Annotated in this window: 10 protein-coding genes; 1 reads left to right on the top strand and 9 read right to left on the bottom strand. The window is 59.6% G+C overall.

Annotated elements, in window-relative coordinates; all coding sequences use genetic code 11:
* Positions 1-43 precede the first annotated feature (43 nt).
* Complete coding sequence (locus RC54_RS09805; RefSeq protein WP_061788797.1) at positions 44-1,399, top strand: hypothetical protein; 1,356 nt, start codon at positions 44-46, stop codon at positions 1,397-1,399.
* Between the two features lie 48 nt (positions 1,400-1,447).
* Here the strand turns inward: RC54_RS09805 and RC54_RS09800 are convergent, their stop codons facing one another.
* The 9 genes from RC54_RS09800 to RC54_RS09760 all read right to left on the bottom strand — a co-directional run bounded on the left by RC54_RS09800 (position 1,448) and on the right by RC54_RS09760 (position 13,328).
* Positions 1,448-3,490, bottom strand: coding sequence for an acyltransferase family protein (locus RC54_RS09800; protein WP_058895184.1), 2,043 nt, complete (start codon positions 3,488-3,490; stop codon positions 1,448-1,450).
* Between the two features lie 27 nt (positions 3,491-3,517).
* Positions 3,518-4,576, bottom strand: a complete 1,059-nt coding sequence (locus RC54_RS09795) for an acyltransferase family protein (RefSeq protein WP_061788796.1) — start codon at positions 4,574-4,576, stop codon at positions 3,518-3,520.
* Positions 4,573-5,814, bottom strand: a complete 1,242-nt coding sequence (locus tag RC54_RS09790) for a glycosyltransferase (protein ID WP_058895182.1) — start codon at positions 5,812-5,814, stop codon at positions 4,573-4,575. Before RC54_RS09790 ends, RC54_RS09795 begins: the two co-directional genes overlap by 4 nt.
* A gap of 77 nt (positions 5,815-5,891) precedes the next feature.
* The gene (locus RC54_RS09785) at positions 5,892-7,331 is read right to left on the bottom strand and encodes an O-antigen ligase family protein (protein WP_237741805.1); all 1,440 of its coding nucleotides are present in this window, start codon (positions 7,329-7,331) and stop codon (positions 5,892-5,894) included.
* Between the two features lie 78 nt (positions 7,332-7,409).
* Positions 7,410-9,053, bottom strand: a complete 1,644-nt coding sequence (xrtB, locus tag RC54_RS09780) for an exosortase B (protein WP_058895181.1) — start codon at positions 9,051-9,053, stop codon at positions 7,410-7,412.
* A 38-nt stretch (positions 9,054-9,091) separates the two neighbouring features.
* A complete protein-coding gene (gene epsG, locus RC54_RS09775; RefSeq protein WP_058895180.1) occupies positions 9,092-9,970 on the bottom strand; it encodes a chain length determinant protein tyrosine kinase EpsG in 879 nt (292 codons plus the stop codon).
* 54 nt (positions 9,971-10,024) lie between these two features.
* A complete protein-coding gene (epsF, locus tag RC54_RS09770; RefSeq protein ID WP_058895179.1) occupies positions 10,025-11,419 on the bottom strand; it encodes a chain length determinant protein EpsF in 1,395 nt (464 codons plus the stop codon).
* A 75-nt stretch (positions 11,420-11,494) separates the two neighbouring features.
* On the bottom strand, positions 11,495-12,289 hold the full coding sequence (gene epsE / locus RC54_RS09765) for a polysaccharide export protein EpsE (RefSeq protein WP_017450885.1): 795 nt from the start codon (positions 12,287-12,289) through the stop codon (positions 11,495-11,497).
* A 70-nt stretch (positions 12,290-12,359) separates the two neighbouring features.
* Complete coding sequence (locus RC54_RS09760; RefSeq protein WP_058895178.1) at positions 12,360-13,328, bottom strand: EpsD family peptidyl-prolyl cis-trans isomerase; 969 nt, start codon at positions 13,326-13,328, stop codon at positions 12,360-12,362.
* Between the last annotated feature and the right edge of the window lie 75 nt (positions 13,329-13,403).

Below are 13,403 nucleotides of genomic sequence, written 5' to 3'. Positions count from 1 at the left end.
TCGGCCACGCACAACACTACGACGACTTCATTTGGCTCTGGGATTGACCGCCCTCATCTCGACCGCGCCGGTCTGGGCGCAGGAATGGGGAACCTACCTCAAGCCCTTCGCCGCTGACTCGCTCTGGAACAGCCGTCCCGTCAATCCGGTCTTCGATACCTTCGTGATTCCGACCGACGCCTACTTCCCGACGGTGACCACCAATACCTATTCCACCGGTATCTTCCTGGCCTCGCCGAATGATCCGCCCGTCACCGTGACTGGTCTGACCGGCAGCAAGGGACTGTTCCACACCGACGATGAAAACTACCACGACATCACCATTCCGCACTGGCCCGCAGCAGCACGCGCGGCGCCCGGCACCGATGGACATGCCGATATCGTCGACCCGACCACCGGGATCGTCCACTCGTTCTTCAAGCTCAAGCAAGAAGGCACTCAGTGGACTGCCGCCATGTACGCCTGGACCAAAATCGACGGCCGCGGCTGGCCCGATCCTGGCCATTACTACCAAGGTGCCAGAGCCACCGGCGTGCCCGCAGCAGCAGGCATCATCCGCATCCACGAGGCTGCGCAAAAGCCGCAGTACTACCCACACGCTCTGGCCATGTCCTTGACCTATTCCGGTCTGAGTCCCAAGCCAGCCTACGTCTTCCCTGCCACCTCGGCCGACACCGAAGCGGCCACCCGCAACAAGGGGGGCATACCCGAAGGCAGTCTGGTGATGCTGCCACCCGACTTCGACACCAGCAAGCTCACCAATGCCGAAGTGCGCCGCATCGCCGAGACCTTGAAGCGCTACGGGGCCTATATTGTCGATGCCAACATCGGCACGCCCTTCGTCATCTACGCCGAAATCGGCTCGGACGCCAATCCTTCCCCCAGCGGCTGGAACAACACCGTGGCCAGCGAAATGCAATCGATCCGGGCCGCACTGCGGCGCGTGGTCAGCGCCCAGTCCTGGATCGACGGCAATGGCAAGACCTTCACGCCTAACCAGAACCTGAACCTGCTTTCCATGCGCGGCAACTGGACCCAACAATCCGGTAGCACCCTGGGCAAGTACAGCTCCTGGGACCAGGCCGTGGTCTTCCCGGCCACCAGTTCCATGTCGGAAGTGGTCAATTACAGCAATCGCGGCATGAATGCCGTGACCTGGGCCAAACCGGTCATGGGTGCTTCCTACAAACTGACCGCACGCACCACCAATGGCGGCAAACTGCGCATGAGCGTCTATGACCAACTGGTCGGCAAAGTTGTCTTCGACAGCGGCTACCTGGCCGATGGCGAAAGCAAGACCTTCACCTGGAACGCCAATTCGCCGCGCCTCGTGCTGTACGCTCAAAGCGGCGTAGGCAACAGCTCTGCCGTGGGTGGCCAACTACTCAAGGCTGACTGACGCACCCTGCCGCAACCCTGCAGCCGCCGTCATTGACGGCGGCTTTTTTCATGGCGACGAGCTCGCCGGCAGCAAGCCATCACGCTGCATCGACTGCAGCAGATATTTCGAGGCGGCCAAGCTGATGTGCTGATCATCGTTGTACAGATAAGCGCCATCGATCTTGGCCTGGCACTTGCCTTGTGCGCAGAACAGCGACACCGGATCAAATACGGTGGCCTTGGGATGCAACTGGCGCAACTCATCAACGGCTGCGTCGTAAGCCTTGCGGATACGCTCGTGCTCGGCCTGGGTAAAGGCACATTCACGGGTCGGCGCATCGCCGAAACGACTGACACAGGAATGCGGATCCAGCTTCAGGTAAGGCACGTCGGCCATGAACACCACGCGCTTGCCTTGCGCGATGAAGCTTTCGATCAGGGCGCCATATCCCGACATGAAGGCCTCGCGCTCGCTCAAGGAGGAGCCGTTGACCTTGTATTGGGAAGGCGTATCCAGATTGCCGCGCGGATAAGCCCCGCTGATCACCACCGTCTGGATTGAGGGGAATTTCTGCCCCACGGCGATAGCTTGCTGGGCAATCTCGGTGCAGTTGTTGGACCAGCGTCGCACATTGGCCGGTTCGTAAGGCAGATTGGGATAGACCCGACAGGCGTGGCCAGCCACCATGATGGACGGCAACGCCAGTTGACGACTGAAGATGGCCGAATGCAAGGCCATCACGTGACTGTCGCCCACGAACAGCACCTGAGGCTGCGCCGAATTGGAGAGACAGACTTCCTCGCTGACTTCCGTCAAATGATTTAAGCGCGCACAACTGCCATCGGAATTACGCGAGCCTTCGAAGACGTCGCTACGCGCCAGGTAATCGAGTTTCTGGTTGATGGCCCGTTGCGGGAAGCCGCCGTTACGATAGATCACCATGCCGGCCGCACCGACCACGATATTGAGCGCTACCAGCACCAGGACGATCTTGACGCTACCAGCATGGCGCAACGGGCGCTCGATGAAAAGGAAGGTGCCCCAGGCCAGCAGCACGGCAGCGACCACTGCCAGCAAACGCCACTCCTGCGGTGCAGTCTGCCCGGCGATGATGGTGGCGAAGGCCAGTAACGGCCAGTGCCAGAGATAGAGGGGATAGCTGATCAGGCCGATCCACACCATGGGTTTACTGGCCAGCACCTTGCTGTTGAACCATGCTGCCGGACCGGCAGAGAGCAGCAGGAAAGCGCCAATGCAAGGCAACAGTGCCCACCAGCCAGGGAAACTGCGTGTGCCATTCAATAGTACGAAACCGATAGCCAGCAACAGTACCCCGAGCCATGACTGCAGGTTCTTGAAACGCGCGTTCAGGTCGGCCCGATGCAGGCTGATGTAGCCCAGTGTGCCACCGACCATCAATTCCCAGAAACGCGCGAAGGGCGAGTAGAAGGCCGCCGTCTGATCATTTCCGACCAGGTAGAGGTTGACTGCAAAGGATGCCAGCGCGATCACCGCGATAATGCGCAGAAAACCCCACTTGCGCTTCCAGACCAAGGCCAGCAGCAATGGCCAGAACAGATAGAACTGCTCCTCGATGGCCAGGCTCCACAGATGCAGCAAGGGCTTGGTTTCGGCGGAGTTGTCGAAGTAACCGCTCTCACGCCAGAACAAGATGTTGGAAATGAAGGTAGAACCGCCCAGCAGGTGCTTGCCCAACTGCCGATATTCATCGGCGAAGAGGATGGCGGCGCCAGCTACCGCGCACACTATCATCACCGTCATCAGCGCCGGGAAGATGCGCTTGACGCGACGCACGTAGAAATCGAGGATGCTGAACCTGTCATGCTCCAGGTTGTTGAAGATGATCAGCGAGATCAGGAAACCGGAGATGACGAAGAAGATATCGACACCAATGAAGCCTCCCTTGAACCATTCAGGAAAGGCGTGGAAGATCACCACCGAGGCGACGGCGATGGCGCGTAGTCCATCGATGTCCGGGCGATATTTCGGATGCAGTTGCGGCACGGCGTGCCCAGTAGTGTCCAGGGCAGCCGGCGGCGCCGCTTGCGCGCTGCTATCGAGGGCAGGATTTTTGTGCAGTGTGACCATGTGTGGGCTTTTCGAAGCGGCGACGGGTTAACGGAGTCGTGCTCTGACTACGCGCAGCGGCGTGTCGACGAAGCGATCCACCAGTACGGCAAACAACCATGCAATAGCCAGTGCCACCAGGACATTGAGCGGCACATAGGGCGAGACCCAGTCGACGTTATTGAGCATGACGTAGTGCGCCAGGTAGATCGAATAGGAATAAATGCCGATGCGCCGTACCCAGCCCTGGTTGAGCCAGCGAAACGGCCAGATCTCGGGATTGCAGACCGAGTAGTAGAACAAGGGAATAAGCGCGATCCCCTGCAAGGAATAACGCACGGTCTCACGGAAGACCTCGCTGCGCACCACCAGGGTGGCTAGCAACAGGATCACCCCCGCCAGGATGGCCAACGTGCGCAGCAGCGGTCTTTGCAAGCTGCGCTGCCAGTCGGGCGACAAGGCAGTGGTGGCCAGAATGCAGCCATAGAGCATGGAGTCGATGCGGGTATCGGTAGCGTAGTAAGTGCGCTCGGTGACCACGCCTACGCCCATGACCAGATAGCAGCGCCACGCCAGCAACAGCACGCACGCCAGACCCAGGTACAGAGGAAGACGGCGCAATTGCGCACCACGCAGCATGAGCAAGAGCAAGGCCGGGAAGAAGAAATAGAAATGCTCTTCCACCGCCAGCGACCAAAACACACCCGTGCCCTGCGGCACCGTATGGGCAGCATCAAAGAAGAGCCCATAGTAATTGGCGAAATAAAACAGTTGCGCAAAGAAACCCGTCCAGGTGGCGTAGCCTTTGAATATCCCCAAATGGGTCAGCACATAGGTCAGCACCAGCACCAGCAACAAGGGAGGCGTCAGGCGCAGCAGCCGGCGCAGATAGAAATGCTTGATATTGAGGGTGCCAGTGGCGGCGAACTCGCGCAGCAGCAAGGTGGTGATGAGGTAGCCACTCAGGAAGAAGAAGATCGTCACTCCCAGCCCACCCGGCACCCACTTGCCCAGGCCCGCGTGACTGGTGGCCACGATCAGGATGGCGACAGCGCGCCAGCCATCGAGCGAGGCAATGTCCTGGTGCTTGGTGTGGACCATGCTCATGCCGCAGCTCCCGGCTGGGCCATATCGGCTTGTGCTGGATTGGTGAAGAGCTGGGCCAGCTTGGCTGCCTCTGTATCGATGGAGTGGCGTACCACGGCGCGCGCATGAGCCGCTTCACCCATACGCTGCAGTTGCTCGGGAGAAGCCTGCAGACAAGACTCCATGGCATCGACCAGACGTCTGACATCTCCCGCAGGAAACAGCCAACCATTCTCGCCATCGAGCACCAGCTCGGGGATGCCGGCGATGTAAGTGGTCAAGACAGGACGGCGCAAGGCCATGGCTTCCATGATCACCACTGGCAAGCCTTCTGCAAAACTGGGCAGGACCATGGCGCGCGCCGCCAACAATTCTTCACGCACCTGGACGCTGCTGATCCAGCCGGTGATGCGAATCTGATTCTGCAGCCCGTAATGATGGATGCGCTGCTCGATCTGCAGACGCATTTCACCATCACCGGCCAGCACCAGCTCGAAACGAATGCCTTTCTTGGCCAATGCTGCGGCCGCCTCCACCAGCAGCAACTGCCCTTTCTGTTCGCACAGGCGGCCCACGCACACCAGTCGCGCAGCGGCCTGCGGCTGCACCGGGGCATCCGAATAGAACGCCCGATCCAGGCCGCAGTGGACAATGGCTACCTTGGGCCAAACGCTCTGCTCTACCCAGCGATAAAGCTGACTCTGGCAAAACGACGTGATGGCCACCGTGAATGCGGAGCGGCGAATTTTCTCATCCAGCCCCAATGCCAGCGGCTTGTCGAACTCTTCGGGGCCATGCACCGTGAAACTGTAGGTCGGCCCACCCAGACAATGCGCCAGCATGACGATCTCGGTGGAGTTGGTGCCGAAATGCGCATGAATATGCGTGGCCCCAAAAGCCTTGGTCCACTCCACGACTTGCGCCGCTTCCAACAGGTACACCAGGTGATAGATCAGACCACGCTCGCCACGGCGCGCCATCTTCAGTGCCAGTCCCAGTGCCGAGAAAAAACCCTTGGGATGGGCCATCATCTGGCGCAGCATGGGTGCCAGCAAGCCCCCGATACCGCCCTTGAGGATGTAGCGCGTGCGGTCGCGCTCGGCCCTATCGTCTGCATCGACGACCTCGGCATCCCAACCGCGCAAGGCAATGCGGTCGATGGCAAAACCCTGGGCTTCCACGGCGGCGATTTCACGCCGAATGAAGCTGTGGCTGACCTTGGGATACTGATTGATGAAATAGGCGATCTTTTTTGTCATGGCTGCGTTGATGGCGAATGCACTCCCCAGCCTGGCTGGCCGGAAGAACGAGATGGAGCGATCCCGAAACCGCTGCGTCAGGCCGGCTTCGAGTGAGGGACAGACGCCTGTTCCAGACGCCGATTCTTTTTTCCGGCAGCTTCCAGCCTGCCTTGTTCACTGTTGGCATAGACCGACCAGCCCATGCCCATCACCAGCCAGAAGTACCAGTTGAACGCCAGATAGGCCAGCATGTTGTCCGAGGCCGAGACGACCAGATATTCGATGAGCGTGCAGATGAGAATGATGCCGCCCAGGCGGTCCTGTTTCTGATACCGGATCAAGACACGCATGACCTGGTAGAAGATGGCCAGATAAGCCACCACACCGATGAGGCCGGTGTCGAAGAACCACTGAACGAACACACTATGCGCACCCCAATTCACCCCACCGGCCAGCGGGAAGAAGATGGGCGAATAGAAGGGAAAGGCTTCCACGCCATATCCATACAGATAATGCGAAGGACTCATCCAGTTCAGGCCGGAATGCCACAGATAGGTCCGCCAGGCAAAGGAGTTCAGCTTGGCATAGGTGGTCACGGTGTTACCGCTATCGAGCTGCAGGATACGCTCCTGCACACTGGGTACCAGCAGTGCCAGCGTCCCCAGGATCAGCATGTAGGCCAGGTAGCGCCGCTCGAACTTCACCCCGTACAGCAGGAAGATCAGGAAACACGCGACCCAGGCACTGCGGGTCTGGGTCAGTAACAAGAGCAGGAACAACAGGCCCAGATATCCCCCCAGCGCGAAGCGCTTGAACTGATCCAGCTTGAATTGCGTGCTCTTGATGACATACAGCCCCAGAACGATGACCAGCGTCAGATAGAAGGCAAAAATATTCGGATGCCCAAAGGTCCCTTGCAGACGGAAGCCACTGAGGCCGCCGCGTGCATTGAGGGCAGTGCTGACGAAACCATAGACGGTCGGGATCAGGGAGGAAGCCAGGATCAGCAGGATCATGGAACGGAATTCCTCCGGCGTGCGCACCACGTAAAAGGCGCAGACGAAGACCGCAAAATAAGAACACAGGCCCAGGACGATCTTGAGCGCCGCGCCCTTGTCGGGCGAGACGACCATACCGATCACGGCGATGGCCAGCAGGATGAACCAGGGCACCCAAGCCTTGCGCGGCAAGAGCTGGGGCTTCTCGACGATGAAGAGAAAGGCGATCAGAATGATCAGGGCATTGATGGCACCGCCCAGACCCAACGAAAAGCCACCGCCCGAACCCACCCGGGTGGACTCCAGGACGATATCCCCGGAAGCGCGCAAGAGCAGCACGCACAGCAGCAGCAGGCGTTTATTGAACAGGAACAGGCCACCCAGGATCAGCAACACGGGCACCGCAGCCAGCTTGGCAAGACTGCCATCGAGCATACCGGCCAACACCGGCAGCACCAAGCCGGCCATCGCCGCGATGACGCAGGCGATGAGCACAAACACGATCTGTGAAGATGGCAGGTTGGTTCTTCTCATCATTTTTCCTCGGTCCGTGGGGACCGCAACTTTCAGCGTTCAAACAGTCGCATGAGCGAACGGGAGGTCGCCATCGCCACCTCAGGCCGGCACCAGCAACCCGGGGTGACCAGTCCGCATGGCGTCAGCCAGATCCTTCAGGAATCCTTGCTGCAGGGCGAAGGCATCTGCCTCATTGCTCAGGTCAGGCATGAGACTGGAGGCACGCACCAGGATGCCATCGGAAATCCGGCCGCCCATGCCATCCTTGAATATCTTCCAGCGCGCGGCCAGACCGCCGTTGGGGAAGCCATCACCGATACGCACCCAATAACTTACCGCTTCAAGCCGATTGGAGTGGCTGGCGATAAAACGCGAACCCATGACCGGCGTGTCGCTCGGTCCAACAGACAGGGCCACCCGCTGCTCATCACTGAGCTTGAATCCCTGTGCCACATAGCACACCTCGGGCAAATGAATCTTCACATCCTGGGTCTGCTCCTTGGCATACGCCAGCGCCAGCATCACCATCTGACCACGGCTGTTCACATAGGTCCGTCCCAGCACATCGTCATAAGGCTGTTCGGCATTACGCCCCGTGCCATCGTCCAGACCCACATCCACTTGCAGGAAGGGCGAAGGCACTTCGCGCCAGTCGCCGAATTGGGTCGGCACGATGGAGGAGAACTTGCCATCCTTCAGTACCTGGGGGTCGTGCGGCACCAACATGCCTGCCACTGCTACCGATAAGGCCATGGCCACTGCCATCGGCACTGCCAGCCGGATATTCATGACGAACTTCTCGCGCGCACTCTCGGTGCTGGCCACACGTTTGCGCTGCACGGGCAGCGGCACCGCACGTCCCTGCCAGCCAGCATGGCGCACCGCAATCCAGCGCAGCAGGCCATCCAATGCAATGATCAATCCAAGTGCCACCAGGAACAGCAGCATCCCGGCGAAACCATGCAAGAAGCCCTGCCCTGCCGCATCGCCCATGTAGAAGGTGATCAGCGCCAGTACCATCACACGCACTGTATTGGCAGTGAAGGAAATCGGCACGATCAGGATCGCCAGCAATACATTGCGCAACAAGGACTGATGGCGCACCAGATTCATGTACAGCAAGCCCAGTGCTTCCAGAGTAAAGAGCGAATTGAGACCGGCACAGGCATCGGCCACCAGCAACTGATATGGCCCGATGTAGAGGATCACACCACTGCGCGCAATCGGATAGCCAAGCAGATGCAGCACCTGTTCGGAGGCATAGGACACGCCGATCTTCAGCGGTTGAGTCAGCAGGTCCACCACCGATGCCGGCAAGGGCACCATGAACAGCATGAAGAAGAAGGCAAACCACAGACGACGGCAAGTGCGCACACCGAACTGGAACAGCACGATGGCCATGAGCATCGGAATGAGTGAGCCCGCTTCCAGAAACAGCACCGTCTGCGAACGTCCCAACACGAAGCACAGCAAACCCAGCAACAGGACCACCAAAGCTGCGATTGGTGCCGGCTGACGTTCGACCAGACCTTCTTCGAGCAACTGCCGCACGCGTACGAACAGGTAGCAGCAGGCCACCGCCAGCACGATGGGGCCATGGGCATTACGTTCGGTCCCCCATACCCCGTGGAACAGGTCGATGAAACTGGGGATATACATCACGCCCAGTCCTGCCGCGACGATCAGCCAAGGCACTCCAGAGAAGCGTGGTTGGGGTATCGGGCGGATGGTGTCGGCAGTCATCGGTATGTTTCGTAGGGGCCAGGATGGACCAGTAGTCCTCAGAATTCGTTGACCACACTGCCCACCACAGCCACATGAGCACTAGTGAGTTTGTCGGTCAAGGCGCGCACTGCCGAGATATGCGTGACATGGGTGCGCACCACCACCAGGCTGGCGCCGGTACGGGCCGAGACCATGTTGCCGTCGGCGTACTGTGCACCGGAGGGCGTGTCGACCAGGATCACGTCGAAGTCCTGGACCAGGTCGGCCAGCATCTGGGTGAAGTTGGGACGTCCCAGCAGTTCCTGCGGGTTGGGCGGGGTCGGGCCAGCTGGCAGCACCGACAGGTCAAGCAAAGCGGGCACCCGTTGCAAAGCATCGGCCACGGAGCAACGACCGGCGATCACGCCCGACAGGCCATTGCGATTGTCCAGGCCGAACAGCTCGTGCTGGCATGGATGGCGCATGTCGGCGTCGATCAGCAAGGTACGTTCACCCAACTGCGAGAACACCACCGCCAGGTTGGAAGCGATGAAGCTACGCCCTTCCCCGCTCTCGGGGCTGACGATGGACAGCGACTTGTGCTTGCCGTCCACGTCGAACCAGCGCACCATCAATTGGCTACGCAATGCCCGCAGCGCCTCGACCTGCTTGCTGAAGGGGTTGTAGGCAGCCACCACTTTTTCGCTGACCTTGCTTTCCCCCTTGAGCAGGTAAGGATAGTCGAACTGGCGCGAGAGTGCCTGATCGATGTCCGATTGGGTCAGCAATCCCAACTGGATCGCCGCGTCGCCAAAACGCAGACCGCGCTCGCGCTGCAGACGCAGGATGCGTTCCGCGTTCTCGGGGGAAAGCTTGCCGCTATCAACCAGGATCGCACCGATGGAACGGTTCGGCAGAGATGCGCCTTCAGTAAAGGTCAACGTTGCAGTAGTCATGTTATTCCCGGAGATTGATGTTTTTATTGACGAAGGAGATGGCTCGCCATCCCATCACGCCGGCTTGGAACGGCCGAAACCGAAGCGACGGCGAGCTGCGGCAGGTGGACGGGTAATAGCACCCAGCACCGGCAAGCCCAGTTCTTCGACCAGATCGTGCTCGGAACGCACACGGCGGTTGGTCAACTCCAGACCCAGGGCGGCCATCACCCCCAGGATCGAGCCGACGAACACGGCCAGGATCAGGTTGAGCACAATGCGCGGGCTGGAAGGACCTGGCGGCGGCACGGCTGCCGAGAGCAGCGAGATATCGGACTGATTGGACTGGCCTTCCAGGCTGGTCTGGGCAAAGCGCTGCGAGGTCAGCTCATAGGCGCGCTGGGCGCTTTCGAGTTCACGGCTCAACACAGCCAGTTCATCGCGAGTACGGTTCATTTCCAGAACCTTGCGCTTTTGCGCTTCGAACTCGGCGCGAATCTCTGATTCACGCTTGGCCAGGATGGTGGCATTGCTGCCCACCGAGGCCGAAATCGCGTTGGTCGCCGCCGCCAACTGGGCCTGCAGGCCATCGCGCTCGGCCTTGGCAGCCTGGTAGTCCGGGTGGTTTACACCCAGGCGCTTGGAAGCCTGTTCGAAGCGCGCTTCAGAAGCTGCCAAGTTGGATTTGAGGGTCTGGATCAGCGCATTGGCATTGACGTCGGGCGAGTCGACGGCACCACCACCGGCAGCCTGGCGACGACGCGACTGGGCTTCCGACAAGGCAGCCTGGGCCATCACCAACTGGGTGGACAGATCGTTGAGGCGATTGGTCTCGACATCTGTGCGATTGTCGATGTTGGTGATGCCATGCTCTTCCTGGTACTTGGACAGCTTGACCTGAGCCTGCTCATAAGCATCACGCAGCACCTTGATCTGGTCGTTGAAATAGGAGGAAGCCTTGCGGGTCGGATCGAGCTTGAGCTGCATACTCACATTCTGGTAGGCCGCAGCGAAGGCATTGGCGACCAGGGCGGCGAATTGTGGGTCTTCGGCGCGGAAGGTGATGTCGATGACGCTACTTTCCTTGGAGGCCACGGCATCGAGCTTTTTGAGCAGCAGACCAGCCAGCCAGTTACGGATGTCCAGGTCGCCGTGCTTGTCGGCGTTGTAGGCGTCCTTGACCTCCTGCTGATCGGCCAGCTTCAGGCTATCCACCACGGCCAGCGCCACCGAGGGGCTATTGATGATGGCCACCTGGGTCGGCATGAAACCAGGCAATGCCTGGGGCGATACGACCAGGCCGGTCACCGGATCGGACGCCTTGTAGTTGAGCACCACCGACGAGGTAGCCCTATATTGCTTGGGCAATGCCAAGCTCACCGCCAGTGCCACGATTACGGTCACCGAGAGAATGAGCAAGATGATCTTGCGATGTGCCTGAAGGATCAGAATAAATTGAGAGAGATTCATGGAGTCACGCCTCCTGGTTGGCGTATTTCAATAGCTAAAAGAGAAACCACTGCTGCCTGCTGCGGACCATCCGGGTCAGAACCAGCTTTCCTTGACATAGACGGTGTCATCAGCCTGCAGCAAGTCTTCCTTCTTGACCGGGATTTCCTGCATGTTGCCATCGGCATCGCGGCGCTTGACCACCAGACCACGCTCGGTGCCGCGCTGGGTCAGACCACCGCCCACGGAAAGCGCCTGCAGCACCGTAGTGCCCCGCTCCAGCTTATAGACGCCCGGCCGTTGCACTTCACCGTAGATATAGAAGCGCAACGCGCGCTCCACATACACCACGTCGTTGGCGCCCACTTCAGGCAGCGAAGTGGTGTCGCCACTATGGGTGATGGCATAGATATCGACCAGTTGCTTGGAGACGCCGCCCTTGCCATCGTTGCGGATGATGGTGACGACATCGCCGCCATCCGGCGTGACTCCCCCGGCCAGTGCAATGACGTCAGCCACGTTGCGCCGACCATCGAGCGAATAGCGGCCCGGCTTGGTTACCTGGCCCAGCACCGACACCATCTGGCTCTGTGGAACGGTCACCAGGATGTTGACCTGGGGATTGAGCAGGTAGCCGCCCTTCTTGAGCAGACCGGCAATCTTGCTCTCGGCCTGCGCGGTGGACAGGCCACCGATCTTGACTTCACCCACCAGCGGATAGCTGATCACGCCGGCTTCGCTGATGCGGGTTTCCAGGCTAAGGTCATCACTGCCATAGACCTTGACGCGAATCACGTCGCCCGCACCCAGCAGGATATCATCGGCCTGGGCGAACAAACTCCAACTGGCGAGCATCAGGCCGACCAACAGGAACACCACTTTTCTCATCATTGTCATTACTCCGCAGTACATCAGGTTCTTGATTCAGGCGTGAGACGCCCGGATATTGATCAACACTTGCTTACTTGAAACCGGCCACACCACGCGAAATCGCGTCATTCTTCACCTTCTCGGGATCCTTGCCGGTGGCACCCGCAGCCCCTGCATTCGGATTGGCCTTGGCAGCCTGTGCGTTCATATCCTTGAACGACTTGGCCTGGTCCGAGTATTCAATCTTGGCATCCTTGCGGAGGTTCTCTACCAATTGTTCGGAAGCCTGATTCTGCTTTTGCGTGACCAGGTATTGCACGATCTGAGGCGTGGCCACCGCCAACGATAGCGGCGTACTCTTGACGTCCTGCACCGACGTGAGGATTGCCGTGGGACCTTCGATCACCACGAACAAGGAGCCGCGCTCCATGTTCTTCAAGCTGGCGTTCATCTGCGGCGGCAAGTCGGCCGTGGTCTTGATGACCTGCTGACGCGTGAACTGGACATGGTGTGCATCAAGCCAGGCGGCGACGTCATCGAGGCGCTTGCCAGGCTGATCCATGAGCGCATTGAGTTCAGGCGTCAGGTTCGAGCCGGCGATGATCAGCTGCGCAAATTCATATTGCTTGCGCTGGGCAAACCAGTCCGGATTCTTGCGATACAGATCTTCCACTTCCTGGTCCAGCGGACGCGTGGGCGCCTTGAGCTTGCTGGCCACATAGCTCTGAGCCAGTACCAGGTTGCGGGCGCGCTCCATGTCGGCCAGCACGGCCGGGTCGGCATCAAGCTTGTCCTTCTTGGCGGCATTGACCAGCAATTGCCGTGCCACCAGCCCATCAAGCAATTGCTTGGTCACCTCCGTCCCACCGGTCTTGGCCAGTTCGTTGTTGACCTGGTGGATGGTGATTTCCTGCCCATCGACATTGGCCACCACCTGGCTGGAAGAGGATGCCGACTTCTTCTCGCCGCAGGCGACCAGGCCAATCAAGAGCATGGCCGAGACCAGCGCCTTGACTGTCAGCTTGTTATAGGTTGTTCCTGTTGCCTTGCCGATTTTCATTTGATCAAGCTCTCTATTTTTCTACTATCACTTGCGCCAGCCAATGCGGCCGACTCCTAGACTCCTATTGCCCCC

The organism is Herbaspirillum rubrisubalbicans, assembly GCF_003719195.1.
In the GTDB taxonomy this organism is placed as follows: Bacteria; Pseudomonadota; Gammaproteobacteria; order Burkholderiales; family Burkholderiaceae_D; genus Herbaspirillum; species Herbaspirillum rubrisubalbicans.
The sequence above is the reverse complement of the archived record's forward strand: the minus strand, read 5'-3'. Positions and strand labels throughout refer to the sequence as shown.

Excerpts from the sequence above, each read along its gene's own strand:
- RC54_RS09800 (WP_058895184.1), bottom strand. The coding sequence starts at position 3,490 with ATGGTCACACTGCACAAAAATCCTGCCCTCGATAGCAGCGCGCAAGCG.
- RC54_RS09795 (WP_061788796.1), bottom strand. The coding sequence starts at position 4,576 with ATGAGCATGGTCCACACCAAGCACCAGGACATTGCCTCGCTCGATGGC.
- RC54_RS09790 (WP_058895182.1), bottom strand. The coding sequence starts at position 5,814 with ATGACAAAAAAGATCGCCTATTTCATCAATCAGTATCCCAAGGTCAGC.
- RC54_RS09785 (WP_237741805.1), bottom strand. The coding sequence starts at position 7,331 with ATGATGAGAAGAACCAACCTGCCATCTTCACAGATCGTGTTTGTGCTC.
- xrtB (WP_058895181.1), bottom strand. The coding sequence starts at position 9,053 with ATGACTGCCGACACCATCCGCCCGATACCCCAACCACGCTTCTCTGGA.
- epsG (WP_058895180.1), bottom strand. The coding sequence starts at position 9,970 with ATGACTACTGCAACGTTGACCTTTACTGAAGGCGCATCTCTGCCGAAC.
- epsF (WP_058895179.1), bottom strand. The coding sequence starts at position 11,419 with ATGAATCTCTCTCAATTTATTCTGATCCTTCAGGCACATCGCAAGATC.
- epsE (WP_017450885.1), bottom strand. The coding sequence starts at position 12,289 with ATGATGAGAAAAGTGGTGTTCCTGTTGGTCGGCCTGATGCTCGCCAGT.
- RC54_RS09760 (WP_058895178.1), bottom strand. The coding sequence starts at position 13,328 with ATGAAAATCGGCAAGGCAACAGGAACAACCTATAACAAGCTGACAGTC.